Source organism: Actinosynnema sp. CS-041913 (assembly GCF_050942485.1).
Classification (GTDB): domain Bacteria; phylum Actinomycetota; class Actinomycetes; order Mycobacteriales; family Pseudonocardiaceae; genus Actinosynnema.
In genome coordinates this window covers 7,395,182-7,422,149 of the sequence record NZ_CP192037.1, presented here as the reverse complement: position 1 = coordinate 7,422,149, position 26,968 = coordinate 7,395,182, and the positions used below count along the sequence as shown (strand labels likewise).

Annotated in this window: 29 protein-coding genes; 19 read left to right on the top strand and 10 right to left on the bottom strand. The window is 70.6% G+C overall.

Features of this window, described 5'->3' with window-relative positions:
- Positions 1–91 precede the first annotated feature (91 nt).
- On the top strand, positions 92–2,527 hold the full coding sequence (locus ACQPZF_RS33265) for a DNA translocase FtsK (RefSeq protein ID WP_433263806.1): 2,436 nt from the start codon (positions 92–94) through the stop codon (positions 2,525–2,527).
- Between the two features lie 13 nt (positions 2,528–2,540).
- Here the strand turns inward: ACQPZF_RS33265 and ACQPZF_RS33260 are convergent, their stop codons facing one another.
- From ACQPZF_RS33260 to ACQPZF_RS33250, 3 genes are all read right to left on the bottom strand, one after another.
- A complete protein-coding gene (locus ACQPZF_RS33260; RefSeq protein ID WP_433263804.1) occupies positions 2,541–2,966 on the bottom strand; it encodes a phospholipase in 426 nt (141 codons plus the stop codon).
- Between the two features lie 345 nt (positions 2,967–3,311).
- Positions 3,312–4,154 carry a MerR family transcriptional regulator gene (locus ACQPZF_RS33255; RefSeq protein ID WP_433263802.1) on the bottom strand — a complete coding sequence of 281 codons (843 nt, stop codon included), beginning with the start codon at positions 4,152–4,154 and terminating at the stop codon, positions 3,312–3,314.
- Positions 4,155–4,207: 53 nt separating this feature from the next.
- Positions 4,208–4,708, bottom strand: coding sequence for an amino-acid N-acetyltransferase (locus ACQPZF_RS33250; protein ID WP_433263800.1), 501 nt, complete (start codon positions 4,706–4,708; stop codon positions 4,208–4,210).
- A 140-nt stretch (positions 4,709–4,848) separates the two neighbouring features.
- Here ACQPZF_RS33250 and ACQPZF_RS33245 point away from each other — a divergent pair, with 140 nt between their 5' ends.
- The 9 genes from ACQPZF_RS33245 (at position 4,849) to ACQPZF_RS33205 (ending at position 13,200) form a co-directional block, all read left to right on the top strand.
- Entirely contained in the window at positions 4,849–6,114 is a 1,266-nt protein-coding gene (locus ACQPZF_RS33245; RefSeq protein ID WP_433263799.1) for an AAA family ATPase, read from the top strand.
- A gap of 49 nt (positions 6,115–6,163) precedes the next feature.
- Positions 6,164–6,652 (top strand): RloB family protein, encoded by a 489-nt coding sequence (locus ACQPZF_RS33240; protein WP_433263797.1) that lies wholly within the window; start codon positions 6,164–6,166, stop codon positions 6,650–6,652.
- A gap of 39 nt (positions 6,653–6,691) precedes the next feature.
- Positions 6,692–8,095, top strand: a complete 1,404-nt coding sequence (rimO, locus tag ACQPZF_RS33235) for a 30S ribosomal protein S12 methylthiotransferase RimO (protein ID WP_433263795.1) — start codon at positions 6,692–6,694, stop codon at positions 8,093–8,095.
- A gap of 47 nt (positions 8,096–8,142) precedes the next feature.
- A complete protein-coding gene (pgsA, locus tag ACQPZF_RS33230) occupies positions 8,143–8,676 on the top strand; it encodes a CDP-diacylglycerol--glycerol-3-phosphate 3-phosphatidyltransferase (RefSeq protein WP_433274824.1) in 534 nt (177 codons plus the stop codon).
- Entirely contained in the window at positions 8,673–9,146 is a 474-nt protein-coding gene (locus ACQPZF_RS33225) for a CinA family protein (RefSeq protein WP_433263793.1), read from the top strand. Before pgsA ends, ACQPZF_RS33225 begins: the two co-directional genes overlap by 4 nt.
- A 156-nt stretch (positions 9,147–9,302) precedes the next feature.
- The gene (locus ACQPZF_RS33220; RefSeq protein ID WP_433263791.1) at positions 9,303–9,722 is read left to right on the top strand and encodes a helix-turn-helix domain-containing protein; all 420 of its coding nucleotides are present in this window, start codon (positions 9,303–9,305) and stop codon (positions 9,720–9,722) included.
- Positions 9,723–10,060: 338 nt separating this feature from the next.
- The gene (locus tag ACQPZF_RS33215; RefSeq protein ID WP_433263789.1) at positions 10,061–10,933 is read left to right on the top strand and encodes a PspA/IM30 family protein; all 873 of its coding nucleotides are present in this window, start codon (positions 10,061–10,063) and stop codon (positions 10,931–10,933) included.
- Between the two features lie 29 nt (positions 10,934–10,962).
- Complete coding sequence (pspM, locus tag ACQPZF_RS33210; protein ID WP_433263788.1) at positions 10,963–11,748, top strand: phage shock envelope stress response protein PspM; 786 nt, start codon at positions 10,963–10,965, stop codon at positions 11,746–11,748.
- Between the two features lie 207 nt (positions 11,749–11,955).
- Positions 11,956–13,200, top strand: a complete 1,245-nt coding sequence (locus ACQPZF_RS33205) for a uracil-xanthine permease family protein (RefSeq protein ID WP_433263786.1) — start codon at positions 11,956–11,958, stop codon at positions 13,198–13,200.
- Here ACQPZF_RS33205 and ACQPZF_RS33200 read toward each other — a convergent pair.
- On the bottom strand, positions 13,166–13,942 hold the full coding sequence (locus ACQPZF_RS33200; protein ID WP_433263784.1) for a nitroreductase/quinone reductase family protein: 777 nt from the start codon (positions 13,940–13,942) through the stop codon (positions 13,166–13,168). The genes ACQPZF_RS33205 and ACQPZF_RS33200 overlap by 35 nt on opposite strands.
- A gap of 132 nt (positions 13,943–14,074) precedes the next feature.
- On the opposite strand from ACQPZF_RS33200, the gene ACQPZF_RS33195 reads away from it, so the two are divergent.
- Entirely contained in the window at positions 14,075–14,470 is a 396-nt protein-coding gene (locus tag ACQPZF_RS33195) for a MarR family winged helix-turn-helix transcriptional regulator (protein ID WP_433274822.1), read from the top strand.
- On the opposite strand, the gene ACQPZF_RS33190 is transcribed toward ACQPZF_RS33195, so the two are convergent.
- From ACQPZF_RS33190 to ACQPZF_RS33175, 4 genes are read right to left on the bottom strand one after another with little or no spacing between them, the layout of a single operon-like run.
- Positions 14,459–15,481: a quinone-dependent dihydroorotate dehydrogenase gene (locus ACQPZF_RS33190; protein ID WP_433263782.1), complete on the bottom strand. Its 1,023-nt coding sequence runs from the start codon at positions 15,479–15,481 to the stop codon at positions 14,459–14,461. The genes ACQPZF_RS33195 and ACQPZF_RS33190 overlap by 12 nt on opposite strands.
- 10 nt (positions 15,482–15,491) lie before the next feature.
- On the bottom strand, positions 15,492–16,286 hold the full coding sequence (locus ACQPZF_RS33185; RefSeq protein ID WP_433263780.1) for a DNA-formamidopyrimidine glycosylase family protein: 795 nt from the start codon (positions 16,284–16,286) through the stop codon (positions 15,492–15,494).
- The gene (locus ACQPZF_RS33180; RefSeq protein WP_433263778.1) at positions 16,273–16,908 is read right to left on the bottom strand and encodes a LysE family translocator; all 636 of its coding nucleotides are present in this window, start codon (positions 16,906–16,908) and stop codon (positions 16,273–16,275) included. The genes ACQPZF_RS33185 and ACQPZF_RS33180 overlap by 14 nt, the downstream gene beginning before the upstream one ends.
- Positions 16,905–17,744 (bottom strand): ParA family protein, encoded by an 840-nt coding sequence (locus tag ACQPZF_RS33175; protein ID WP_433263776.1) that lies wholly within the window; start codon positions 17,742–17,744, stop codon positions 16,905–16,907. Before ACQPZF_RS33175 ends, ACQPZF_RS33180 begins: the two co-directional genes overlap by 4 nt.
- Positions 17,745–17,778: 34 nt before the next feature.
- On the opposite strand from ACQPZF_RS33175, the gene ACQPZF_RS33170 reads away from it, so the two are divergent.
- Positions 17,779–18,501 (top strand): class I SAM-dependent methyltransferase, encoded by a 723-nt coding sequence (locus ACQPZF_RS33170; protein WP_433263774.1) that lies wholly within the window; start codon positions 17,779–17,781, stop codon positions 18,499–18,501.
- An 84-nt stretch (positions 18,502–18,585) separates the two neighbouring features.
- Positions 18,586–19,173: a sigma-70 family RNA polymerase sigma factor gene (locus ACQPZF_RS33165; RefSeq protein ID WP_433263772.1), complete on the top strand. Its 588-nt coding sequence runs from the start codon at positions 18,586–18,588 to the stop codon at positions 19,171–19,173.
- A gap of 172 nt (positions 19,174–19,345) precedes the next feature.
- Here the strand turns inward: ACQPZF_RS33165 and ACQPZF_RS33160 are convergent, their stop codons facing one another.
- Both ACQPZF_RS33160 and ACQPZF_RS33155 read right to left on the bottom strand, forming a co-directional pair.
- A complete protein-coding gene (locus ACQPZF_RS33160; RefSeq protein WP_433263770.1) occupies positions 19,346–19,747 on the bottom strand; it encodes a nuclear transport factor 2 family protein in 402 nt (133 codons plus the stop codon).
- Positions 19,748–20,092: 345 nt separating this feature from the next.
- Positions 20,093–21,424, bottom strand: coding sequence for a glutamine synthetase (locus ACQPZF_RS33155; RefSeq protein ID WP_433263769.1), 1,332 nt, complete (start codon positions 21,422–21,424; stop codon positions 20,093–20,095).
- Positions 21,425–21,462: 38 nt separating this feature from the next.
- Between ACQPZF_RS33155 and ACQPZF_RS33150 the strand changes: the two genes are divergently transcribed.
- The 6 genes from ACQPZF_RS33150 (at position 21,463) to ACQPZF_RS33125 (ending at position 26,959) form a co-directional block, all read left to right on the top strand.
- A complete protein-coding gene (locus ACQPZF_RS33150; protein ID WP_433263767.1) occupies positions 21,463–22,563 on the top strand; it encodes an amidohydrolase family protein in 1,101 nt (366 codons plus the stop codon).
- 60 nt (positions 22,564–22,623) lie between these two features.
- Entirely contained in the window at positions 22,624–23,901 is a 1,278-nt protein-coding gene (locus tag ACQPZF_RS33145; RefSeq protein WP_433263765.1) for a DNA polymerase IV, read from the top strand.
- Positions 23,902–24,004: 103 nt separating this feature from the next.
- On the top strand, positions 24,005–24,646 hold the full coding sequence (locus ACQPZF_RS33140; protein ID WP_433263763.1) for a Crp/Fnr family transcriptional regulator: 642 nt from the start codon (positions 24,005–24,007) through the stop codon (positions 24,644–24,646).
- Between the two features lie 113 nt (positions 24,647–24,759).
- Positions 24,760–25,017 carry a hypothetical protein gene (locus tag ACQPZF_RS33135; protein WP_433263761.1) on the top strand — a complete coding sequence of 86 codons (258 nt, stop codon included), beginning with the start codon at positions 24,760–24,762 and terminating at the stop codon, positions 25,015–25,017.
- 178 nt (positions 25,018–25,195) lie between these two features.
- Positions 25,196–26,101, top strand: coding sequence for a hypothetical protein (locus ACQPZF_RS33130; RefSeq protein WP_433263759.1), 906 nt, complete (start codon positions 25,196–25,198; stop codon positions 26,099–26,101).
- Positions 26,102–26,575: 474 nt separating this feature from the next.
- Positions 26,576–26,959: a DUF3040 domain-containing protein gene (locus ACQPZF_RS33125; RefSeq protein ID WP_121008387.1), complete on the top strand. Its 384-nt coding sequence runs from the start codon at positions 26,576–26,578 to the stop codon at positions 26,957–26,959.
- Positions 26,960–26,968: the final 9 nt, after the last annotated feature.

The following is a 26,968-nucleotide window of genomic DNA, read 5'->3' as shown; positions in this document are numbered from 1 at the left end:
CGATTCCGGGCAACTATGGGCGGCGGGCAACGCACATCACGTCCCCGGTGAACGTTGTGGCTGGTGGGACTCAAGGGGCTAACTTAGACGCATGGCTGGCCGAACCGGTACCTCGCGCGGCAAGGGCACGACCCGTGGCTCCAGAGCCGGGTCGAAGCCACGTGCCGCCGCGTCCAAACCGAGGTCCCGGGCCACCAAAGCCGCGCCGAGGAAGAAGTCATCCGGTTCGGTCGCCAAGGTCTGGGGCCTGCTCGGGCGCGGCGTCGGCAGCATCGTGCGCGCGGTCGGCCGCGGCAAGGAGCTGGACCCCGAGCACCGCCGGGACGGCCTGGCGCTGGTGCTGATCGCGCTGGCCGTGATCACCGGCGCGGGTGTGTGGTGGCAGGCGGGCGGCCCGGTGGGGCAGTGGGTCGACGTCGCGGTGCGCAGCTCGGTCGGCGCGCCGGCGATGATCCTGCCCCTGGTGCTGCTGACGGTCGGCGTCACGCTGATGCGCACCGATCCCAAGCCGGAGGCCCGTCCCCGGCTGGTGATCGGCGGTGTGCTGGTCGCGGTCGGGTTCCTCGGCATGTTCCACCTCATCGGCGGTCTGCCGGTCGACCCCGTGGAACGCCGTGGCGCGGGCGGCGCGCTGGGGTACCTGTCGGGCGGGTTCCTCGCGCAGGGCCTGACGCCGTGGGTCGCCGGCCCGCTGCTGGTGCTGATCTTCGGCTACGGCGTGCTGGTGCTGGCGCACCTGCCGATCCGCGAGGTGCCCGCGAAGCTCGGCGCGCTGCTGCACGGCCGCAAGTCCGACGACGAACTCGAAGGCTTCGGCCGGGAAGAGGAGCAGCCCGCCGAGGAGGAACCCAAGCCGGCCCGGCTGCGGCGGCCCTCCCGTCGACGGCAGGCCGCCGTTCCCGACGAGCAGCCCGAACTGCCGCTGGACGCCGAGGAAGTGCCGCCGCCACCGCCGCCCCGTCCGAAGCCGAAGGCCGCGGAACCCGCCGAGAAGCCCAAAGCGGCCCTCGCGGTGCGCGCGGTGGAGGGCGACTACAAGCTGCCGCCGCCCACCATCCTCAAGGACGGCGACGCGCCCAAGGCCCGCAGCAAGGCCAACGACCAGATGATCGAGGCCATTTCCGGGGTGCTGGACCAGTTCTCCATCGACGCCCAGGTGACCGGTTTCACCCGCGGCCCGACGGTGACCCGGTACGAGGTCGAACTCGGCCCCGGCGTGAAGGTCGAGAAGATCACCGCGCTGACCAAGAACATCGCCTACGCGGTGGCGACGGACAACGTGCGGCTGCTCGCGCCGATCCCCGGCAAGTCGGCGGTCGGCATCGAGGTGCCGAACAGCGACCGCGAGATGGTGCGGCTGGGCGACGTGCTGCGCTCGCCGTCCACGGTCAAGGACAACCACCCGATGGTCATCGGGCTGGGCAAGGACATCGAGGGCCACTTCGTCACCGCGAACCTGACCAAGATGCCGCACCTGCTGGTCGCGGGCTCCACCGGTTCCGGCAAGTCGAGCTTCGTGAACTCGATGCTGGTGTCGCTGCTGGCGCGGGCGACGCCGGACGAGGTCCGGATGATCCTGATCGACCCGAAGATGGTCGAGCTCACCCCGTACGAGGGCATCCCGCACCTGATCACGCCCATCATCACCCAGCCGAAGAAGGCCGCCGCCGCGCTGGCCTGGCTGGTCGAGGAGATGGAGCAGCGCTACCAGGACATGCAGGTCAACCGGGTGCGCCACATCGACGACTTCAACCGCAAGGTGAAGTCGGGCGAGATCGCCGCGCCGCCGGGCAGCGAGCGCGTGTACCGGCCGTACCCGTACATCATGGCGATCGTGGACGAGCTGGCGGACCTGATGATGACCGCGCCGCGCGACGTCGAGGACGCGATCGTGCGGATCACGCAGAAGGCGCGCGCGGCGGGCATCCACCTGGTGCTGGCGACGCAGCGGCCGTCGGTGGACGTGGTGACCGGGTTGATCAAGACCAACGTGCCGTCACGGCTGGCGTTCGCGACCTCGTCGCTGACCGACTCGCGGGTCATCCTGGACCAGCCGGGCGCGGAGAAGCTGATCGGCATGGGCGACGGCCTCTACCTGCCGATGGGCGCGTCGAAACCGGTGCGCGTGCAGGGGGCGTACGTCGGCGACGACGAGATCTCCGAGATCGTCAACTTCACCAAGGACCAGGCGCAGCCGGAGTACACCGACGGCGTCACGGCGGCGAAGGCGGGCGAGAAGAAGGAGATCGACGCCGACATCGGCGACGACCTGGAGCTGCTGATCCAGGCGGCGGAGCTGATCGTCACGTCCCAGTTCGGCTCGACGTCGATGCTCCAGCGCAAGCTGCGGGTCGGCTTCGCCAAGGCGGGGCGGCTGATGGACCTGCTGGAGACGCGCGGCGTGGTCGGTCCGTCGGAGGGCTCGAAGGCCCGCGAGGTGCTGATCAAGCCGGACGAGCTGGACTCGCTGGTGTTCCTGATCCGGGGCGGCGGCCCAGCCCCCGACTCGTTCGAGGACGGGGACTGAGCCGGCCTTCCGGTCAGCTTGCCCCGAACTCGCGGACGGCCTTGTAGTACAGGTCGGCGGTGCGGTTGCAGGACCAGTTGCCCGCGCACTGGTGGTACAGGTCGGCCTTGAACTTGTTGTCGATGGTGAGCCGGGTGGCCTCGGTGAACCGGCCCTGCCGCTTGTAGTTGCGGTAGCCGAAGTCGTGGCGGTGGCAGGCGGGCAGGAACTTGAAGCCGAACGGGTTGTCGGGCGACCAGGAGCAGCCGTCGGACGACCAGTCGAGCTGGGCGGCGTGGGGCGCCTGGGCCTTGATCGAGCTGAACTGGGCGAGCGACTTGGTGAACAGGTAGTCGTCGGTCACGGCAGGCGCGTCGATCGCCGCCTGGGCGGTGTTGGCGCCGGCCAGGAGGGCGAGCGAGGTCAGGACGACGGCGAACGCGGCACGCAGGGATGTCACGGTTGTTCCCCCTCGGTCGATCGGGTGTGAGGAGGTTCATACCGGCTGGTGATCGACGTCCGACAGCCCCAACAGGCTCACTGGACGGCAACACCGGGTGAACGTTCGTAGATCGCTGCGGAAAGCCGACGGCCACCCGCGCCCGATCCGGTCCCGCGACCTTGCGCCCGGTCCGGTTCCGCGTGCCCCGCGACCTGCGCCCGGTCCGGTTCCGCGTGCCCGGCGGACCTGGGCCCGCCGGGCACGGGTGTCCCGTGGCCGGGCGCGGGATGGGCGAGCCGAACCCCTCCGCACCGGCTCGAACCACCCCGGACACCGTCGGCGTCGGGCACAGCAGGCAGGGCGTCAGGCGTCGTCGCCCTGGTCGAGGAACCGCCGGATCGCGGGCTCATCCGGGATCTCGGTCTCGTTGTCTATGAGACGTTCGGCGATCGGCAGGGGTTCCTCGGCCCACGCGGGGCGGAAGTCGCCGCCGGGCAGCAGGCCGTGCCGGCGGGCGAACTCCTCGGCGGCCTCGCGGATCGACTCGCGCAGGGTGCCCACGACCACCGTCTCGGCGGTGTAGGTCAGCTCGACCAGCAGCGCGCGGATGTGGTCGAGCTGGTCCTCCTGCCCGGTCCCCGCGGCGAGCTGCGGCCAGAGCCGCCGTTCGAAGATTTCGACGAAGTCCGCGGCGATGCCGTCCGTGGCGGCGCGCAGGTTCGCGAACTTGTCCAGCACGTCCTCACTCGGCACGGCGAGCAGCGCGAGCCGGTTGCCCGCCTCCAACGCCCAGCGCCGGGTGTGCGGCCAGCCACGCCGCCACCGCACCAGCCCGAGCTGGATGGCCCGCCGCAACACCTTCGGCCGGACGTCACCCATCGGCACCAGCCGGCTGATGTCCCGAACCCGGACCCGGACCCAGTCGTCCGGCCCTTCGGTGTCACCGACGCCGAGCACGGCGGCGACACTCGCGCCCTGCTCGCGCGCCTTCACGAGTTCCGCGATGGCGGGCAGCGAGAACCCACGGGTCTGCAGTCGCTGGACGAGCGTGAGCCGTTCGAGGTGCGAGTCGTCGTAGAAGGCCTGCCGACCCTGCCGCTTGGGCGGGTGGAGCACGCCTTTGGTCTGGTACATGCGGATCGTGCTGCCGGGCAGGCCGACCCGGACCGCCAACTCGTCGACCGTCAACTGCTCCACGCCGATCATCCTCTCGACCGGTGCTAGTGGAGTCAAGACTATTCGAGTCAGCGTTCGAAGAGTCAGAGGTGCAGCAGCATCCGCGAGTTGCCGAGCGTGTTCGGCTTCACGTAGGAGAGGTCGAGGAACTCCGCGACACCCTCGTCGGCGGACCGCATGATCTCCTCGTAGACCTCGGGGGACACCGGCGTGCCGTCGATCTCCACGAACCCGTGCCGCCCGAAGAACTTCGTCTCGAACGTCAACACGAACACGCGCGACAACTGCAACTCGCGGGCCGTCTCGACCAGCCGGTGCACCAGCCGGTGCCCGATGCCCCGCCCGAGCGCCTGCGGCGACACGGCGACCGTGCGGATCTCCGCCAGGTCCTCCCACAGCACGTGCAGGGCGCCGCACCCCAGCAGCACACCGTCCTCTTCGGCCACCCAGAACTCCTGGATGTCCTCGAACAGCGTGACGAGCGGCTTGGCCAACAACACCTGCCCCGCGTAGTGGTCGATGAGGGCCTTCATGGCCCGGACATCACCGGCGCGGGCCCGCCGGACGTTGATCGGGTCGTTCACGGTGCCAACGTAACCCGCGCGGCCGGCTGCCGTTGCCCGACGCTCCAGATTGGCGAAGTGCCGCCCTGGGGAGCCCTTGAAGCTGGTTCATGCGGTTTACTGGCACGGAACGGGCTGTAACTTCTCGGATGGAGGCCCCCATGCTGCGGAGCTTCAGGCTGGGCAACCACCGGTCGTTCCGTGACGAGCAGGAGCTCTTGCTCATACCGGCGTACGCGAAGGACCGGCAGTCGCTGCCGGTTGCGGCCGTCTACGGCGCGAACGCCTCCGGCAAGTCGAACCTGCTCGACGGCCTGGAGTTCATGGCAGACGCGGTCCGGGACTCGTTCGGCAAGTGGTCGCCCGCCGGGGGCGTTCCCCGCCGTCCCTTCAAGCTGGAGTCGGCTGGCAAGGAGAAGTCGTCCGTCTTCGTGATCGAGTTCATCGAGTCGGGGGTGCGGTACACCTACGGGTTCGAAGTAGATGACGAAAAGATTCTTTCCGAATGGCTGTACAGCTACCCTGAAAAACGGAAACGCCTGCTTTTCGAGCGCTCCCGAGACCAGGTCAAGCTGGGTGCGTCGATCAATGACGGGGTGGTCAGACTTGAGGTCCTGCAGGATCTTTTGCGATCCAACGCGCTGTTCTTGAGTCTGGGCGCGCAGTCGAATATTCAGGACCTGCTGCCAGTCTACCGCTGGTTCGTGGACCGCATGAGATTTCGTTTGGGCAACGATGCTTCGAGCTTCGAGCCCAAGGTTGCCGAATTCCTGTTGGACAACCCTGGGCTACATGGAAAAATGGTCGACTTGTTGCGCGCCGCTGATTTCGGTATCTCGAATATCGTGGTAGGCGGTGAACGTCGGGCGCAGGCAGGAATTTCCTCGGGCAGGGTTCGTCTGGAATTCGAATACCCGGTAGCCAAGGCCGATTCTCATCGGCGTCGAAGGGTCCAGTTGGCCCACGGTGATGGTGGCGAGCCGTTCCAGTTGGCCGACGAGTCCGCTGGGACGCTGTCGTGGCTGGGCCTCCTGCCGGACGTGCTGACTGTCTTGACCGAGGGCGGAACGCTGGTCATCGATGAGATCGACGCGAGCCTGCACTCGCTGCTGTCCGCTCGCCTCGTCGCACTCTTCAACGATCCCGAATCGAACCAGGGCAACGGCCAGCTCATCTTCACCACGCACGACGCGACGCTGTTGCATCCGCCGCTCGCCGATCACGTGCTGGAGCGAGACGAGATATGGTTCGTGGAGAAGGGCGCGGATGGTGCGAGCACGCTCTACCCGCTGACCGACTTCAAGCCCCGGAGCGAAGACAATCTGGAACGTCGTTACCTCGCCGGCCAGTATGGCGCGGTTCCCCAAGTCTACGAGGAACTTTTCGCCAGGGCGGTTCGGGGCGGAGTCGCTGATGGCGAGGCGTGAGAATTCGCAGCGTCGGTCGATGCGGTCGCCCAGTCCGCGCAGAAGCAATGTGCTCGTCATCAGCGGAGGGCAGAAGACCGAGCAGCAGTACTTCTCCGGACTACGTCTCACGCGCCGCGCCCGGATTACGGTCAAATGCAAGGTCGACGCGCCGCTCAACTTGGTCAGATACGCGGCTAAACTGCGTGACCAGTACCACGAAGAATTCGACGCCGTCTGGTGCGTGGTCGACGTGGACAACTTCGACATCCCGGCCGCAGTGCGACTTGCCGAAGCCGTGAAGGTCGACCTGGCGGTATCGGATCCGTGTTTCGAGTTGTGGCTCATCCTGCACTTCGCCGACCACAGCGCACACATCGCCGACTACAAGGCGGCACGCGATCTTCTGACGAAGCACGTGCCCGGATACGACAAGCGACTCGACTACTCGACCTTCGACCCCCACCTCGACTCCGCGATCGCCCGCGCCAAGGCGCTCGGCCCCGACAACCCCACGACCACCGTCTGGCGACTGGTCGAAGCAGCACTCACCCGCTGACGTCAAACAGCGCCCCTGCCGCCGGTTACCCTGAGCACCGTGTCTTCCCCCACCACGTCCAAGCGCGTCGCCATGCTGACTCTCGGGTGCGCCCGCAACGAAGTCGACTCCGAGGAGCTCGCCGGCCGGCTCACCGCCGGCGGCTGGGAGCTGGTGGACGACGAGGCCGACGTGATCGTGGTCAACACGTGCGGCTTCGTGGAGTCGGCCAAGAAGGACTCCGTCGACACCCTGCTCGCCGCCGCCGACAGCGGCGCGAAGGTGGTCGCCGTCGGCTGCATGGCCGAGCGGTACGGGGCGGAGTTGGCCGACAGCCTGCCCGAGGCGGACGCGGTGCTCGGGTTCGACCACTACGAGGGCCTCGCCGACCGGCTGGACGACGTGCTGGGCGGCAAGGCGCTGGAGTCGCACAAGCCGGTCGACCGGCGCACCCTCCTCCCGCTCACGCCGGTGCAGCGGCCGAAGGCCGCCGAAGAGGTCCAGGTGCCCGGCCACGGCTGGGGGCCCCGCGTGCTGCGCACCCGCCTGGAGGACACGCCCGTCGCGCCGCTGAAGATCGCGTCCGGCTGTGACCGGCGGTGCTCGTTCTGCGCGATCCCGAGCTTCCGGGGCGCGTTCGTGTCCCGCCACCCCGACGAGGTGGTGGCCGAGGCGCGGTGGCTGGCCGAGCAGGGCGTCCGCGAGCTGTTCCTGGTCAGCGAGAACTCCACCTCCTACGCCAAGGACCTGCCGCGCGAGCTGGGCGGCCTGGAGAACCTGCTGGAACGCCTCGCCGAGGTGGTCGACCGCGTCCGCGTCTCCTACCTCCAGCCCGCCGAGACCAAGCCCACCCTGGTCAAGGCCATCGCGACCACCCCGAACGTCGCCCAGTACTTCGACATGTCCTTCCAGCACTCCAGCGAGGCCGTGCTCCGCCGGATGCGCCGGTTCGGGTCCACCGAGTCCTTCCTCGGCCTGATCGGGCAGATCCGCGACCTCGCCCCGCAGGCGGGCATCCGCAGCAACGTGATCGTCGGCTTCCCCGGCGAGACCGAGGAGGACGTGGCCGAGCTGGAGCGCTTCCTCACCGAGGCCCGCCTGGACGCGGTCGGCGTGTTCGGCTACTCCGACGAGGACGGCACCGAGGCCGAGACGCTGCCGGACAAGCTGGACGCCGACACCATCGCCGAGCGCGTCACCCGCATCTCCAACCTGGTCGAGGAGCTGACCTCGCAGCGCGCCGAGGACCGCGTCGGCGACGAGGTCGTCGTCCTCGTCGAGACCGAGGAGGACGACGAGAACGATTGCGTCGGCCGCGCCGCCCACCAGGCGCCCGAGGTCGACGGCGAGTGCGTGATCACCAACGCCGACGGCCTCGCGGTCGGCGACCTGGTGCGCTGCCGGGTCGACGCCTCCGAGGGCGTGGACCTGGTGGTCACCGCGATCGAGGTGCTCCCGCGGTGACGGAGCCCGCGCGCGTGCCGGTGCTGAACATCGCCAACGTGCTGACGATGTCCCGGCTGGTGCTCGTGCCGGTGTTCCTCTACCTGCTGTTCGCCGCGGACGGCGCCGACTTCCGGTGGCGGCTGGCCGCGTTCGCGGTGTTCGTCGTCGCGTCGCTGACCGACCACGTGGACGGCAACCTCGCCCGCAAGCACGGCCTGATCACCGACTTCGGCAAGATCGCCGACCCGATCGCGGACAAGGCGCTCACCGGGGCCGCGCTGGTCGGGCTGAGCGTGCTGGGCGAGCTGCCGTGGTGGATCACGGTCGTGATCGCGGCGCGCGAGCTGGGCGTGACGCTGCTGCGGTTCTGGGTGATCCGGCACGGCGTGATCCCGGCCAGCCGGGGCGGCAAGGCCAAGACCCTCGTACAGGTCGTGGCCATCAGCCTGTACCTGCTGCCGCTGCCCGCCGGCCTGGAGTTCCTGGCCGTGGTCACGATGTACGCGGCGGCCGTGCTGACCGTCGTGACCGGCGTCGACTACGTGATCCGCGCGATCCGGCTGCGTGCGCGCGGCAAGCGTGCGGTGGCCGGGGCGTGAGGGCCGCCGAGGTCGTCCGCCGGCTGCGTGCGCGCGGCGAGACGGTCGCCGCGGCCGAGTCGCTGACCGCCGGGCTGGTCACCGCCGAGATCACCCGGATCGCCGGTTCCAGCGTCGTGCTGCGCGGCGGGCTCGTCGTATACGCGACCGACCTGAAGACGTCCCTCGCGGGCGTGGACGCCGCTCTGCTCGCCGAACACGGCGCGGTGCACCCCGAGGTGGCCCGACAGCTCGCGGACGGCGCACGGGCGCGCTGCGGGGCGACGTGGGGTCTGGGGCTCACCGGAGTGGCCGGCCCGGACCCGCAGGACGGGGTCGCGGCGGGCGTCGTTCACCTCGGTTTGTCCGGTCCGTCCGGTTCGGTGGTCCGATCGATCACTGTCGGTGGCGGTCGCGACGAAGTCCGGCGGGCCTCCGTCGACGCCGTCCTTGATCTACTGCTCGACCACCTCAAGATCCCCGGCGGGTGAGATGAGCAGGGCAATCCCGGTCACACCCGGAGACCGGCGGGGGAACTTACCGGCCGGTTCGGTCGTTCGCCCTTGGCGGACGTGCCCGCAAGTCACTGCCCGTCGACGGGACGGATCGGTAACGTGGTGGCACGGCCGGCCGGAAGGAGGCGCGCGATGACCGTGCTGCTACGCGAGGCGATCGGTGATCGGCTCCGCCATGCCCGCACCACCCAACGCCGCACGCTGCGCGAGGTCTCCAGGACCGCCCGCGTCAGCCTGGGGTACCTGTCCGAGGTGGAGCGTGGCCGCAAGGAGGCGTCCAGCGAGCTGCTGGCCGCCATCTGCCAGGCGTTGGACCTGCCCCTGTACGAACTACTCCACCTGGTCGCCTCGGATATCGGCGCCGTCCAGCAGCCGGTGACCAGTCCGGCCGAGCTCACCGAGCGGGCGCAGCCCGCGCCGAGCCTGGAGGGCGGCACCCTGGTGCCCGCCGTGATCGGCAACGACCTGTCCGACCTGCGCATCCAGCCGATGCTCACGCACCGGCTGGCCACGACGATCGCCAAGCCGCGCGGCACCGTGGTGGCGGCATAAGCCCAGCACGTCGACGCCGAAGCCGAGCCGGGACCTACCGGCTCGGCTTCGGCGTCGTGGGCGGCCCGGCCCGCGTCGCGGGGCGTCCGCGCATGCGTTCGGTCACACTGCAACGAGTTGGCAACCGCGCGCGGGGTCGCCGCGTCCACCCGTGCGCGGGGCGGGCAGGATGGCCGTGTCCACCGAAGTTTCAGGGGTGACTCAGGGTGAACCCGGATATCTCCCCAGGTCGGTGGAAGCAGCACCGGACAACTGACACGATGGAACCAACACCGGCACCGGGTCGTTGCCAATCACGAGCGCGAGCCAGGGAAGTGCGGAGAAGGCAGGCGTAGGAGATGGCCAACCCTTTCGTGAAGGCATGGAAGTACTTCATGGCGGCTTTTTCGTCCAAGATCGACGAGCATGCCGACCCGAAGGTGCAGATCCAGCAGGCCATCGAGGAGGCACAGCGGCAGCACCAGGGCCTGTCGCAGCAGGCCGCCGCGGTGATCGGCAACCAGCGCCAACTGGAGATGAAGCTCAACCGCCAGCTCGGTGAGGTCGAGAAGCTCCAGGCGTCCGCACGCCAGGCGCTCGTGCTCGCCGACGAGGCGCGGGCCAAGGGCGACGAGCAGAGGGCCACCGAGTTCGAGAACGCGGCCACCTCGTTCGCCACCCAGCTCGTCACCGCCGAGCAGAGCATCGAGGACCTGAAGACCCTGCACGACCAGTCGCTCCAGGCCGCTTCGCAGGCCAAGCAGGCCGTCGAGCGCAACGCGATGGTGTTGCAGCAGAAGCTCGCGGAGCGCACCAAGCTGCTCAGCCAGTTGGAGCAGGCGAAGATGCAGGAGCAGGTCTCGGCGTCGCTGCGCCAGATGACCGAACTCGCCGCGCCCAGCAACACGCCGTCGCTGGAAGAGGTCCGCGACAAGATCGAGAAGCGGTACACCACCGCGCTCGGCTCGGCGGAACTCGCGCAGAACTCCGTGCAGGGCCGGATGCTGGAGGTCCAGCAGTCGACCACGCAGATGGCCGGCTCGTCCCGCCTGGAGCAGATCCGCGCGTCCATGCAGGGCGGCAAGGTCGCGGGCGAGGTGACGACGGGCAAGCCCGGCAGCGCCGCCGCGAGCATCCAGCAGGAGATCCAGCAGCGCGTGCAGCAGCAACAGCAGACGCAGGCCCAGCCAAAGCCCCAGCCCCAGCAGAACCCGCCCGCGAGCCAGGGCTGAGGGCGGTGTCCGCGATGGATCATCCGAGGATGGATCCCCGGCGGAAGGTGGCCGGCGAGATCGCGCAGATCGTCGGCGGCCAGCTCCAAGGTCAGATCGCGGACCAGGTGAAACGGCGGCTGGCCGCCTGGAACGACCCACGCGCGAAACTCGACCGGCGCTACCGCCGGTCGAGCCGCGTGCTCACCTTCTGGCTGATCGTGCTGGCGATCCTGGCCGTGGTCGGCACGCTGGCCCTGCTCGGCGTCGTGCCGGTGGCGGTCGGTGTCCTCGTCGCCGGGGGGTTCGCCGGCACCGGCGTGCTGGCGGTGCGCACGAACACGAAGATGCGGGGGATCGACGCGGCCCGGCGGCAACTGGCCGCGGCGCCGGTCCGCGGCCCGCTGCCCGCCCGGAGTTCGGCGGCGCGGCAGCCCATGGAACGGCTGGAGGACGCCGAGGACACGCTCCGCGAGCTGCTGCGGCAGCTCGACTCGGCGGCCCTGACGTCCATCCCGGCCGACTCGGTGGCCCAGGCCCGCGCGACCGGCGCGGAGGCGGCGTCGGCGCTCCGGGCCGTGTCCCACCAGCTCCAGGCCGTGGAACGCGCCCGCGACACCGCGCCCCCGCTGGACCGGGGCCCGCTGGTGGAGGGCGTGCGGCGGCTCAGAACACAGCTCGACGAGGGTGTGGACGGCTACTGCGGCCTGGTCGCGGCGGCCGGCCGGGTCCTGGCCGAGAGCACCGCCTCCAACCCGCGCCAGGTGCTCGGCGAGGCGACGGACCACCTGGCGGGCCTGGCGTCCGCGCTGCGTGACCTGTCGCACTGGACCTGACCAGGGCCTTCAGGTCGAGCCCGGTGGCACGAACGCGTATTGCGTCACCTTGCGTAGGCGAGTTGGACCGAAGTCCTCGGTGGTCTGGTATTCCTTGCTGCAATCGTGTGATTATCAGACCGTTATGTGGCCGCAGCCACTACATGGCGTGGCAGGATCCCGTGGTCGGACAGCGCCGTCCGGCTTGGGCGCCGGGGAGGGCATTGAGTGGCGTTGTGGACCGTGCACGGCGATGGCCGTACCACTGACGGTGACGCCGTCAGTCCGCAGGAGCGGCTGAGCTGGCCGCTCACCATCGGCTTCGGTGCCCAGCACCTGGTCGCGATGGCCGGCGCCGCGATCCTGGTTCCCGCCACCACCGGTCTGCCGGTGGGCACCACCCTGCTCTTCTCCGGGGTCGGCACGCTGCTCTTCCTGGTCATCACCCGCAACCGGGTGCCGAGCTACCTGGGCGCCTCGTTCGCGTTCGTCGCGCCGCTCGAAGCCGCCCGCAGCGAGGGCATCGCCGCCCAGCTCGGCGGGGTCGTCGCGGCCGGCCTGCTGGTGATCATCATCGGCGTCGCGGTGAAAGCTCTCGGCGTGCGCCTGCTGGAGTCCGTCATGCCCCCGGTCGTCACCGGAGCCGTGGTGATCCTGATCGGGCTCAACCTGTCGCACCGCGCGACGTCCTCGTTCTCCGAGCAGCCCCTGCTCGCCGTCGTCACGATGGGGATCATCCTGCTGTGCGGCGTGCTCGGCCGGAAGCTCTTCTTCCGGTTCTCCGTGCTGCTCGGCGTGGTGGTCGGCTGGGTGCTCGGCTTCGTCCTCGGGATCGTCGACACCGGGAGGCTCGCCGGCGCCGCCTGGGTCGGCCTGCCCGAGTTGCACGCCCCCGAGCTGCGCCCGTCCGTCACGCTCCTCATCCTGCCCGTCGTGATCGTCCTGGTCGCCGAGAACGTCGGCCACGTCAAGGCGGTCGCCGGCCTCACCGGGCGCAACCTCGACGGCAGCGTCGGCGACTCGATCATCGCCAACGGCCTGTCCACCAGCCTCGCCGGCTTCGGCGGCGGCCCCGGCACCACGACCTACTCCGAGAACATCGGCGTGATGGGCGTGACGAAGGTGTACTCGACCGCCGCCTACGCCGTGACCGGCGTGATGGCGATCCTGCTGGCGTTCTCCCCGAAGGCCACGGCCGCGCTGGGCACCATCCCGCCGGGCGTCGTGGGCGGCGCGACGCTGGTCCTGCTCGGCCTCATCACGCTGGTCGGCGTGCGCATCTGGATGGACAACCGGGTCGACCTCGCCAACCCGGGCAACGCGCTGGTCGGCGGCGCGGCCCTGGTGGCGGGCGTCGGCGACCTCACCCTCCGGCTCGGCGACATGCAACTCGGCGGCCTGGTCTGGGGCTCGCTGCTCGTGGTCATCCTGCACCCGGTCATGCGCTGGCTGAGGGCGGCCCGGCGGACGTGACGAGCAGGTGCTCCTCCTCGTACGCGAAGTGCGCGTCCAGCTCCTCCAGCAGCCCGTCCACGTCCCCGGTGGCCTCGACCTCGGTCAGCGCCTTCGCGATCACCCGGTGCTCCGCGCGCAGCCGTGCGACCACCGGCGCCAGGTCGGGGAACTCGTTCTCGATCGCCGTGAACGCGCCGTCCTCCCGAACGTGGTGCAGCCGCAGGTGCGAGCAGAACGCCAGGCAGTGGCTCATCAGGTCGCGCCGCGCCTCCGGGTCTTCACGCAGCCGCACCAGCTCCTCGCGCAGCGCGGCGTGGTGCCGCTTCAACTGCACGCCGAGCGCTGCCAGACGGGCGGGGTCGAGCTTCAGCGGGTGCAGCGCCACCACCGGGATCACCCGCCCGGTGGCGGCCTCGTAGGCCCGGAACGCCGGATCGCGGGCCGCCTGCGCCTCGTACGCCGCGTCCCGCTCGGAGCCCGTCAACACCTCCGCACGCGCGGCGAGCACCCGTTCCCCGATCTCGATGGTCACCTGCGGATCGGCCACGAGGTTGTGGAACCACTGCGGGTGCCGGGCGCTTCCCGCGTTGGTCGCGAACACCAGCAGCCGCCCGCCGTCGTTCACATACGCGGCCGGCGTCGTGTGCGGCCGTCCGGTCCGGGCGCCCGCCGTCGTCATGAGCAGCAGCGGAGCGCCTTCGAACGGGCCTCCGACGACACCGCCGTTGGTCCGGAACTCGTCGATGATCGGCTGGTTCACCTTTGCTCCCTCGCTAGGCTGTGCGGTGACGACAAAGTAGCTTTGATAGCAAAGCCTCTTTGAATGCAAAGCTAGAGAGGGAACGGCGAGGTGTCAACCACGGACGACGCCATCCGGGCATTGCTGCTGCTCATGCCACGGATGGTGGGACGGGCCAAGCGCATCCCGGTGCCCGAGGAACTCCAGTCGCTGTCACTGGCCCCACGGCACCTGTCGCTGCTGGCCTACTTGCTGTTCGACGGCCCGATGACGGTCAACGACCTCGCGCACCGCCTGGAGGTCGCGCCCACGACCGTGAGCCTCATGGTCGCCGAACTGAGTCGTAAGGGCGTCCTGGAGCGCCGTGAGGACGACAACGACCGCCGTCGGCGCATAGTGAGCATCACGGACGCCAAACGCCCGTCGATCGACACGTGGCTCGCGCGCGGCGCGAAGGCGTGGCGTGCCGCCCTGGAACCGTTGACGCCCGATCAGCGCGCGATGTTCGTGGACACCCTCACGGCGTACGAGAGCGCCCTAGACGACTGAACGGGCGATCCGGCGCACCAGGCCCGGACCCTCGTAGATGAACCCCGTGTAGAGCTGCAACAGGCTCGCGCCGGCGTCGAGCATCCGCTTGGCGTCGTCCACGCTCGCGATCCCGCCGACGCCGATGATCGGCAGCTTCCCGTCGGTCTCCCGGCTCACGAACCGCACCACCTCGCGGGCCCGCGCCGCGAGCGGCCTGCCGCTCAACCCGCCGGCCTCGGCCGCCAACGCCCGGTCGGCCGGGGCCAGCCCGTCCCGCGAGAGCGTGGTGTTGGTCGCGATCAGCCCGCTGACCCCGTGCGCCGCGCACACCTCCAGCAGCTCGCCGATCGCCTCGTCGGAGAGGTCGGGCGCGATCTTCACCAGCAGGGGCTTGCGCGGCGAGGACCCGGCCAGCTCCGCCGCCGCCGCGTTCAGCGCCGACAGCAGCTTGGTCAGCGCCGCACGGTCCTGCAGGCTGCGCAGACCGGGCGTGTTGGGCGAGCTGATGTTCACCGCGAAGTAGTCGCCGTGCCGGTACAGGGCCCGCAGCGACGTCCGGTAGTCCTCCACGGCCTCCTCGACGGGGGTGACCTTGGACTTGCCCAGGCTGATCCCCAGCGGCACCGCGAGCGGCCCGAGCCGGTCCAGCCGGTTCGCCAGCTCCAGCGCGCCCTCATTGTTGAAGCCCATCCGGTTGATGATCGCCTCGCTGTCCCGCAGCCGGAACAGCCTCGGGCGGGGGTTGCCGGGCTGCGGGTGCCGGGTCACCGTGCCGACCTCGACGAAACCGAACCCCAGCGCGCCCCACGCGGGCAGCGCGCGGCCGTTCTTGTCCAGCCCCGCCGCCAGCCCGACCGGGTTGGGGAACCGCACCCCGAACACCGTGCGCGCGCCGACCGGCTTGCGCCGCACGAACCGCGCCAGCGGGCTCACCGCCGTCAACGCGCCGAGAGTGGTCTCGTGGACCCGCTCCGCGTCCCCGCCGTGCATCCGGAACAACGCCTTGCGCACCACGCTCTTGTAGACCACGGCGGTAACTCTAAGCGATCGGCCCAGGCTGGCAGCGCGGGCACCAGTACGACGACCGCTCCTGGGCGTCCGGTCCCTGCATGTCCACCCGGACGCGCGTCCCACACCGGCGGCACGGCTTGCCGGCCCGTCCGTAGACCCAGGACTCCTGGCCGCGCCCGATCAGCCCGGTGGTGTTCCGGTTGGGCCGGTGGGCGTTGGTCAGCAACAACTTCCGCGCCAGCCGCACCGCCCGCGCGCCGTCCACCCCGGACACCGGCGTCCACGGCGAGGCGCCCAGCAGGAAGCACACCTCGGACTTGTAGACGTTCCCCACACCTGCCATCACGCGCTGGTCGAGCAGCGCGAGGCCGATCTCACGTTCCGGATCGGCGGTCAGCCGCACGACGGCCTCCGCCTCGTCCTCGGCCGTCCACGGACCCAGCAGGTCCGGCCCGAGGTGTCCGACCAGCCGCGCCTCCTCGCCGGTCGGCACCAGCTCCAGGTCGTGCAGCGCGAACCCCACGGCGACCCGGTCCGGCACCTCCAGCAGCACCCGGGCCTGGTGGCCGGGCCGCCGCCACCGGTCGCCGGGCCGGTACAGGTGCCACGAGCCGTCCATCCGCAGGTGGCTGTGCAGGCTCAGGTCGCCGGAGAACCGCGTCAGGATGTGCTTGCCCACCGTCACCACCCCGAGCACGTCCCGCCCGGCGAGGTCCACCGTGGCCAGCCGGGGGTGCCTCAGCTCGGCGCGCAGCAGCGTCCGCCCGGCCAGCGCCTCGTCCAGACGCCGCCCGGCCAGGAAGACCGTGTCACCCTCGGGCACCGCTGTCGAACGCCACCTTCAGCCCGAACCCCACCAGCACGGACGCGGTGACCCGCTCGGTCCACCGGCGCACCCGCGGCCTGGTCAGCACCACCGCCGCCCGGCCGGCGAGCCACACCACGACGATCTGCCACACCTGCCCGAGGCCCACGTGGACGCCCACCAGCAGCGCGGCCCAGCCCGTCGACTCGCCCGACGTGGGCAGGAACTGCGGCAGCAGGCTCAGGTAGAACACGCCGATCTTGGGGTTGAGGAGGTTCGTGGTGAACCCGGTCCGCAGCGCCTGCGCGGGCGTGATCCGAGGCGCCGACGTGGGCTTCTCCGACCGCGCGCCGCGCCACGACCGCCACAGCGCCGACCCGCCCAGCCACAGCAGGTAGGCCGCGCCCGCGTACCGCACCACGTCGTACGCGAACCGGGACGCCACCAGCAGCGCGGTCAGCCCGGCGATGCTCGCCGCGCCCCACACCAGACAGCCCAGCGTCGTGCCGAACCCGCCCACCAGACCGGCCTTGCGCCCGCCGCCGAGCACCATCCGGAGCAGCATCATGGTGTCCAGGCCGGGCGTGATCGTCAGCAGCAACGCGGCGACCGTGAACGCCACCAGCGCGGTCGTGCTCACGCCTCCACCGCCTCCTGGATCTCCTCGTCGTCGAAGTCCGAGTGCACCGGACGACGCCGGCTGCGGCTGATCCGCAGTATCCGCGCCAACAGCAGGTTGAACGCCAACGCGACCTCACGCGCGCCCGGCGTGCCCCACTCGTGGATCGGCATGCACGCGCCCTGCGCCTGCTGCACGGCTAACCGGTCCGGCAGCGCGACCGGCATCACGAGCGGGCCGAAGATGTCCCGCAGCTCCTCGATGCGGAACTGGTGCTCGTGCGACCGGGGCCGCACCCGGTTCACCACCACGCCCAGCGGCTGGAGGTCGGCGTTGTGCTCGCGTTCGGACTGCACCGCCTCGAACGCCCGCTGCACCCCCGCCACCGCGAACATGGTGGGCTCCGTCACCAACAGCGCCCGGTCCGCCGCGACCAGCGCCGACCGGGTCAGTTGGCCCAGCGACGGCGGGCAGTCCAGCAGCACGAGCTGGTACGGCTCCTCGTCGTCCTCGGCCAGCACCCGCAGCGCCTCGCGCAGCCTGCCCAGCCGGGACTCGCCCGGATCGGGGTGATTGAGCAGCTCGGCGTCCTCCGAACCCGCCAGCACGTCCACGCCCTCACCCCACGCGCTGGGCGCGATCGCCGACCGCATCGTCTCCAACGTGGGCTCTTGGAGCACGTCGTAGATGCTGGCGTCGGTGTCGTCGGGCTCCAGCGTGGAGGTGGCGTTGCACTGTGGGTCCAGGTCGATGACCAGCGTCCGGACTCCGCGCCGCAGCGCGGCCGACGCGAGACCCAACGCGACCGTCGTCTTGCCTACGCCACCCTTAAGGCTGAGCACCGCCACCGTATGCACGAGGTGCAGCCTACGGTCTCTAGGCTCTAGTGCCATGCGACCGGACGCCGTACACAGGGTGCTCGACGCCGAGCTGGCCGCCGCGCGGGAGCGCCGGGACGGAGAACCGCCCAGGGTGCTGGACGTAGGCGGTGGCAGCGGCGTGTGGGCCGTGCCGCTCGCCGTGGCCGGGTGCACGGTGACCGTGGTCGAGCCGAACCCGAACGCCCTGGCGACCTTGCACCGCCGGGCCAGCGAGGCCGGCGTGCTGGACCGCATCACGGCGGTCCAGGGCGACGCGGACGTGCTGGACGCCGACTCGTCCGCCGATCTCGTGCTCGGGCACGGGCTGCTGGAGGTGGTGGACGACGCGGCCGTCGCGCTGTCCGCGCTGGCCCGCGCCGTCGCGCCGGGCGGCGCGGTGTCCGTGCTGGTGGCGAACCGCTACGCGGCCGTGCTGCACCGGGCGATCGCGGGCAAGCTGGTCGACGCGCGGCGGCTGCTGGACGACGAGGCGGGGCAGCTCACCGGGTCGCGCGAGACGGTCCAGCGGCGGTTCGACGCGGCGGGCCTGGAGGCGCTGGTGCTGGACGCGGGCCTGAAGCTGGAGCTGCTCCAGGGCCACGGCGTGGTGTCCGACCTGGTGCCGGGCTCCGTGCTGGAGGCCAACCCGGGCGCGGCGGACGCGCTGGCCGAGCTGGAACTCGCCGCCGCGACCCGGTCGCCGCTGCGCGATGTGGCCGCCCGGCTGCACGTGTTGGCCCGTCGGCCGGCGTGACGATGCGGTAGAAACGTGGTCGGCAACCACTGCCGACCGCCAGGAGTCCCGCATGGGAGATCCGCACTTACCCGAGGCCCGCTGATGGCCGTGGATCCGTCGCCCGAGTCGCTGGAGGACGAGGTGCGCCGGGCCGTCGCGGGAGACCGGCTCGCCATCGCGTGGCTGCTGGCCTCCATCCGACCGCTGGTGGTGCGCTACTGCCGGGCCAGGGTCGGCCGCCAGGAACGCACGTTCGCCTCGGCGGACGACGTGGCGCAAGAGGTGTGCCTGGCCGTGCTGACCGCGCTGCCGACGTATAAGGACCACGGGCGGCCGTTCCTGGCGTTCGTATACGGCATCGCGGCGCACAAAGTGGCCGACGCCCACCGCGCAGCCCTGCGGAACCGCGCCGAACCCGTGTCCAACGTGCCCGATTCGCCCACCGAGGAGGACGGGCCGGAACAGAGCGCGCTGCGCGCCGAACTGTCCCGCCACGTGGCCGCGCTGCTGAAGATCCTGCCGGACAAGCAACAGGAGATCCTGCTGCTGAGGGTGGTGGTGGGGTTGTCGGCCGAGCAGACCGCCGCCGTGGTGGGGTCCTCGCCGGGCGCGGTGCGGGTGGCTCAGCACCGGGCGTTGTCGCGGCTTCGTCGGGAGGTCGAGTCGTTCTTCCCCGCCGCGAGGGCCTAGGTCGTGTCTTGAAGCCATAGCCACTCGTTGATCGCTGCGACTGTGACGGTGGCCTCGTAGCGGACGGCGAGCTTGTCCAGAAACAACCGGGCCACTAACCACTGGACGTTTCTGGTTCCTGCCATTTGTCACAACGTCAAGTCCGGCGGGTCCGCGCCTTCCTCGTGCCGGGTCAGGGTGCGGCCAACGGAAGGTCCATGATGCCGGTGGCTTGCGACCAGACACAACGCCACGTGCCGCCGGCATGGGTGTAGACGTCGGTGTGCCAGGCATCGTGCCGCGGGATGTCCGCGCCGTCGACGGTGAGTTCGATAACGCACCGGTAGCGGAGGACGACGACGTCGGTGCCGACGATGGCGTCCACGTCGCCGGTCAGCCCCAGTTCCCGGTAGGCGACCCGCCCGGTGGTGAGGAGGTCCAGGTATTCGGCCTTCGTCCACACGGTGCCGGTCGGGTTGCACAACCGGTACTCCGCGGCGTGCAAGCGGTCGTAGGTGCCGCGATCCACGTCGAGGAGACATTGGATCCGATCCTGCTCGGCCTTGATCACTTGGCCGGCCACATCGTCGGTCATACCCGCTCCTGCTCACTCGTTCGGTTCTGGCCGGCGACACGGTATCGGGGACCAGGAGTACGTCACGGCTCGCTGCTCGCCGAAGAGTGGGTAGGTGAACCGGTCTCTTTTGTAGAGGTACTGCACCTCCGATGAATGGAAGACACCCACGACGCCACGTGCGCGCCCGACCGGGAACGCGCGCTCCGCACATTCGACGACATCGTGGGTTGGTTCACGCACGAACGGGGTGTCGACCACGTGCAGCCCGGTGCGAAAGCTCCGTACGTGGACGGTGTAGCTGTGACGGGGCGGGCGGACTTGACCGACGCGCATCAACGAGTGGCCATGACTTCGAGACGCGGCCTAGTGCCGCCAGCGGGTGGCGTGCGCGATCTCCTCGGGCGTCGAGTCGGCGAACCGGTCGATCTCGCCACGCCGCACGTCGGCGATGGTGGCGGCGAACTCCGGCCCGAACGCCTCGAACAGCACGTCGTCGTCCTCGAACGCCCGCACGGCTTCCTCCAGCGACACGGGCAGCCGTGCGGCGTGCCGGACGTGGGCCGGGTCGACCCCGACCGGTTCGGGCAGGCGCGCGTCGTCCACGATCCCGGCCAAACCCGCCGCGAGCGTCGCCGCCACCGCCAGATAGGGGTTCGCGGACAGGTCGTAGGGCTTGATCTCCAGGTCACGGCCCGCGACGAGCCTCAGCGCCGCCTCCCGGTTCTCCACGCCCCACACCGCGAACGCGCCCGCCCAGTGCGACGGCACCAGCCGCAGGTAGCTCGCCACCGAGGGACATCCGATCGCGCACAGCGCGGGCAGGTGGCGCAGGACGCCCGCCGCGAACGACTCGGCGTCGGCGGCGAGGCGGTGCGGCCGGTCGTCGGCCGCGAACAGGTTGCGGCCGTCCCGCCACAGGCTCACGTGCAGGTGGCCGCCGTTGCCGACGCCGTCCGCGACGACCTTGGGTGAGAAGGACGCGCGCAGGCCGTGCCGGACGGTGATCGCCCGGATCGTCTCGCGGACCAGGACGGCGGTGTCGGCGGCGTGCACCGGGTCCTCGGGGGCCGTGGAAACCTCGAACTGGCCCGGTGCGTACTCGGGGTGGAACTGGAGCACGTCGACGTCCTGCTCGGCCAGGGCGGCGATCAGGTCCACGCAGTAGTCGGACAGCTCCACCTGGCGGGCGTGGCCGTAGGCGGGGCCGGTGGTGGCGGGGCGGAAGTCGTCGGTGCCGGCCTGGCCTACCGCCCACTCCACCTCGAAACCGGCCTTGATCTCGTAACCGTGGACGGTGAGGCGGTCGGCCATGGTGCGGGCCAGGCCGCGCTCGTCCTGCGGGTGCGGGTCGCCGTGCTGGTCGTGGCGGTCGGCCGGGGCCCACGCCCAGCCCGGCTGGCCCGCGAGCACCGTGATGCGGTCCAGGTCCGGGTGCAGCCGGAGGTCGCCGACCGGGCCGCCGGCGTGCCGCCCGGAGACGATCGAGTCGTCCAGGAGGAAGGCGTCGAACACGGGGGAGGCGCCCACGCCGTGCGCGGCGGCGTCCGGCAGCTTGTCGAGCGGCACGGATTTCACCCTCGTGATGCCGCTGTGGTCGACCCAGGTGATGGCGACCGCCACGACGTCGCGATCGGCGAGGTCGTCCAGCAGGTCGGTGGCCCAGGCGTGCCGGTGGTCCCGTTCCGCGGTGTCCATGAGGTGCGTGGGTACACCAGGTCTCTACCCTTCAACAAGTGGACCCGCTGCTGCCCTACGTCGCCGAGCTGAACCTCGTGGACCACCACTGCCACGGGGTGTTGCGGGATGACGTGGACCGGATCGGGTTCGAGGAGATGCTGACCGAGGCGGACGTCGTGAGCCCTTGGGGGACCTCGCTGTTCGACTCCTCGGTGGGCTTCGCGGTGCGGCGCTGGTGTGGGCCTTTGCTGGATCTCTCACCCCATGCGCCAGCCGCCGAGTACGTGGCGCGGCGGCGGTCTCTGGGCGCGGCGGAGGTGAACCGGGCGTTCCTGGTGGCGTCCGGGATCACGACGTTCCTGGTGGACGGTGGGCTGTGGCCGGAGCGGCTGGTCGGGCCTTCGGTGTTCACCGGATCGCGTGAACTCCCGGTGATTCGCTTGGAACGCCTCGCCGAAGATGTGATCATGGACGGTGCCGTGGGGTTTCCCGACCGGGTTCGTCGGGCGTTGGAGGTCGGGCCCGCGGTGGCGGCGAAGTCGATCGCGGCGTACCGGGTGGGCTTGCAACTGTCCGGGGAGCGTCCGTCCGACGCGGCCGTGGTGGCGGCGTGCGAGCGGTGGCTGGCGGTCGGCGGTGAGCGGTGCGCCGACGAGGTGCTGTCGCGGTTCCTGGTGTGGGAGGCGCTGGAGCTCGGGCTTCCGGTGCAGTTCCACGTCGGGTACGGCGACCGCGATCTGGCGTTGCACCGGGCGGATCCGTCGCTGCTGACGGACCTGCTGCGGGCGACGGCGGCGTTGGACGTGCCGATCATGCTGCTGCACAACTACCCGTTCCACCGCAGCGCCGGGTACCTGGCGCAGGTGTTCCCGCACGTGTTCGTGGACCTCGGGCTGGCCACGCACAACCTGGGGCACCAGGCGAGCCGCGTGTTCGCCGAGGCGCTGGAGATCGTGCCGTTCGGGAAGTTCCTGTTCTCGACGGACGCGTTCGGCCTGGCCGAGCTGTACCACCTGGGCGCGCTGTTCTTCCGGCGGGCGTTGTCGGACTTCCTGCTGTCCGGGTTGCGGCGGCACGCGTTCGGGGAGGCGGACGCGGTGCGGATCGCCCACCTGATCGGCTCGGAGAACGCGCACCGGGCCTACCGGCTGGACTAGGCTGTCGAACACGAGTTCGAAGCTTGGCTCGGTGGAACCCTGTCGGTGGAGGAGGTGGGCATGGGCCGCAGCGCGAACCTGCCACGCGGCCTGGTCGACCGCTTCCGCGCGCGGGGCGACACGTGGCCGGACGACACCGGCTGCGCGATGCTGCACGTCGACATGGACGCCTTCTACGCGTCCGTGGAGATCCGCGACAACGCGGAGCTGGTCGGCAAGCCGGTGATCGTGGGCGGCACGGCGAACCGGGGCGTGGTGGCGTCGGCGAACTACCTGGCCCGCGAGTACGGCGTGCGCTCGGCGATGCCGACCGCCCACGCCCGGCGGCTCGCGCCGCACGCGGTGTTCGTGCCGCCGAACTTCGCCCGGTACCAGGAGGTGTCGCGCGGGGTGATGGCGATCTTCCGGGACATCACGCCGCTGGTGGAGCCGTTGAGCCTGGACGAGGCGTTCCTGGACGTCAGCGGGGCGCTCCGGCGGCTGCGGCTGACCCCGGCGGCGATCGCGCAGCTCGTGCGGCGCCAGGTGGAGGAGGCGCACGGGATCACGTGCTCGGTGGGCGTGGCCCCGACGAAGTTCCTCGCGAAGCTGGCGTCCGGCATGTGCAAGCCGGACGGCGTGATGGTGGTGCCGAAGGCGGCCGTGCTGGAGTTCCTGCACCCGCTGCCGGTCTCGGCGCTGTGGGGCGTGGGCAAGCGCACGGCGGAGCAGCTCGACCGGGTGGGCCTGGAGACGGTCGCCGACGTGGCGGCCACCCCGCTGCCCCGGCTGCGCCGCGTGCTGGGCGTGGCGCTGGCGGAGCACCTGCACGCCCTGTCCCAGGGCTTGGACGACCGCCCGGTGGTGCCGTCGACCAGGGAGAAGTCCATCGGCGCGGAGGAGACGTTCGAGGTCGACCACTTCGACCGCGAGCTGCTCAGGCGCGAGCTGCTGAGACTGTCCGAACGCTCGGCGGCGTCCCTCCGGTCGCGCGGGCTGCGCGGGCGGACGGTGTCGATCAAGGTCCGGTTCGCCGACTTCACCACGATCACCAGGTCGAAGACCCTGCGGGTGGCGACCGACGTGACCCAGGAGGTCTACAAGACCGCATCGACCCTGCTGGACGAGCAGGTCCCGCCGGGCGCGGTGCGGCTGATCGGCGTGCGGATCGAGCAGTTGGTGGAGGGCGAGGACGGCGAACAGTTGATGTTCGACGCGCCGGAGCGCGGGTGGCGGGAAGCCGAGCAGGCCGCCGACCAGGCCCGGACCAGGTTCGGCCGGGCCGCGGTGAAACCGGCGTCCCTGCTGGCCGCGGCGCCGCACCAGCCGAACGAGGCGCAGCCCAGGCCCGAGCGCTGATGCCGGTCGCCGATTCGGTGTCCCGACGTGCCGGAGCAGGCCGTTCGGGTGGTCGGAGTGGACAAACCGAACGGCCGGGTCGATCACCGTGCACCCTGTCAGCGTGGACCGGTTCTGGGGTCTCCTCACACCCGCCGAGCACGCGGTGCTCGGGGCGACAGGCACGGAGCGCGACTACGCCTCCGGCGATGTGATCTGCCACGAGGGCGAGGTGACCCGCCACGTGCTGGTGGTCCGGCGAGGTCTGCTCCGCGTCACCGCCACGAAGGCGGACGGCGCCGAGAAGGTCTTGGCGGTCCGGGGCGCGGGCGACATCGTGGGCGAGCGTTCGGCCATCGACGGCCTGCCCCGCTCGGCCACCGTCCGGGCCCTGGGCGCGGTCCGTGCCCTGATCGTCTCCGCGTCCGGGTTCGCGTCCCTGTGCCAGCGGTACCCGCGTATCGCGTGGGCCGTGCTGACCGTCGTCGTGGCCCGGCAGCGCGACACGGACCGCCAGCGGGTCCAGATCAGCGGCACGGCGACCCAGCGCGTGGCGGCCGTGCTGATCGACGTGGCGCTGGAGCGGGGCATCGCCGACCAGGGCGCCGTGTCGCTGAGCCAGGAGGAGCTGGCGGGCATCGCCGGCACGTCCCGCGAATCCCTCGTGCGGGTGCTGCGGTCGCTGCGCGAAGCGGGCATCATCAGCACCGGGCGGCGGAAGATCGACATTCTCGAAGTGAATCGGCTCTACGACCTGACCATGTGATCCGCACAAGGCCTCACCTGCAAAAATCGGGTTCCGGCTTGTGCGTCATCTGACGCAGAACATCCGCGCCGTTCCCCCTACAAATGAGGTACGCCGAACTCAGAGGGGGAGCCATGAACCACCACGAGGAGCCCGCCAGGTCCCGCCGCCGGTTCACCGAACGCCTCGCCTGCACCCTCGTCTTCACCGTCGTCCAGCTTTGGGCAGCCGCCGTCATCGTCACGCAACTGGAAACGAGCGGCATCGTCGCGCTGGCCGTGGCGCTGGTGCTGTCGGGCGGCCTGGTGGCCGTGCACGACGCCTGGCGCGAGGTCCGCGCGAACCGGCGCGACTTGGACGCCGAGATCAGGGAAGACCTGGTCCGGCTCTAGATCCCGGCGGTGGCCGACGAGGGGCGGTCGCCGTTCCATGAGGCCTTCCGCGGGCGGTCGGGTCCGCGGAAGGCCTCTTCTCGTTCGCGTTCGCGCCAGTTGTCCACAGCCCCGGCACTTGTCCACAATTCGTGAACTCCCTGTCGACGGCCCACCCCGAAACGTCGATCGTGGACCCATGCACACCACGAACCGAGCCACGATCAGCCTGGACGCCCTGGCGAACCTGTTCCCGCACCGCGTGACCACCGCGGCGGAACTGCTCAGCCTGGGCCTGTCCAACGAAGAACTGACCAGCCGCTGCCGTCCGGGAGCCCCCTGGCAACACGTCCTGCCCGGAGTCCTCCTGCTGTCCCGAAAACCCCCGAACCGCCGGCAACTGATGCAGGCGGCCCTCCGCTACGCCGGCCCCGACGCCCAGTTGACGGGCCTCGACGCGCTGCAACTCCACGGGATGCGTGCGTTACCCGTGTCAGGCCCGATCCAGGTCCTGTCCACCAGACCGGTCGACCCGACGCCACTGCTCCGGGTGGCGAGGTCGCGCACGCTCCCGCCGCCGGTCCTGAGAAAGGGCTTCCTGACCGCGCCGCTGGCCAGAGCCGCCGTCGACGCGGCGAAGTCCGTGCTCGGGGACCAGGAGGCCGTGCGGGCCGTGCTGACGGAGGCGGTCCGCCGGGGCGGCGTGGGGGTGGCGGACCTGGCGAAGGGCCTGTCCAGGGAGGCCGACCCGACGAGGCGGATCCTGAGGGACCTGTCGGACGGCATCCGGACCGTTCCGCAGGCCTGGGCGAAAGCGTTGCTCGCCGACCTCCCGCTCCCGCCCCCGAGGTGGAACGTGGAGGTGCGGACAGCGGACGGCACCCCGGTGGGCACGGCCGACGCGTGGTGGGAGGAGCTGGCGCTGGCCTGGCAGTTCACCGCGAACCCCGACACCCTGCTCACGGCAGCGGGAGCGGTGGTGCTCCGAACCCCACCACAGGAACTGCGCGGCGCCGGCCGCAAAGCAGCCAGATCCCTACTCCACGCAACCACCCAGGCCCAAAACCGCTCCCGCCCCGCCCTGACCGGCCACACCCGGCCTTGAGTGGCCACCCCCGGCTCAGGATGGGCTGCGCCCGGTCCACCGCTCGCCATCGCCCCCTGCGCCCATGCCCGAAGCGTCGCCGATCATTGAGGAGCGAGTATGCGCGACCATAGAGGTGTGGTGATGGGATGAATGGCGGGTGCAAGTCTAGGGGCTTCGTGATCCCGAACCGTGGGTGCGAGCCGGGTGGAGGCCCCTGATCGGGTGTACTTGGGCTCACATTGCCGTCGACCCGCTACGAGCGGAGGCTTGACAATTGACCTTCGGGGCGGTTTGGGCGACCTCACGAAGGTCTGACCGTTGACCCGTGAGGATGATGGTGACCGAACGAACCGCTTATGGTCGAGGACTGGGTAGTCGCCGGGCCCCGCGAATCGTATCCTGGTTGTGACGCCCCCAGGGTGGGGCGTCCGCCGGGACCGGCGGCAACCGTGAACACCCGGCGCCCGCGACCGCTGTGCCGGAGGAGGAGCCATGCCACTCTCCGAGCACGAGCAGCGACTGCTCGACCAGATCGAGCGCGCGCTCTACGCCGAGGACCCGAAGTTCGCATCCACTGTGCGCGGCGCCAAGCTGCGCAAGCCGTCCCGACGGCGTCGCATCCAGGGCATCGTGCTGTTCGCCGTGGGTGTCGCGCTGCTGGTGACGGGTGTGATGTTGCCGAAGCTCGCTGGTATCCCGGTGGTGAGCGTAGTCGGCTTCCTGGTGATGTTCTTCGGCGTGCTGCTCACCGTGACGACGTTGCGTCGTGGTGACCAGGGTGCCGAGGAACCCGCCGAAGAGGGAAGTCGGCCGAGCCGCAGCTCGTTCTCCCAGAAGATGGAAGAGCGTTTCCGTCGTCGCCTAGAGGACGAGTAGAGACGAACC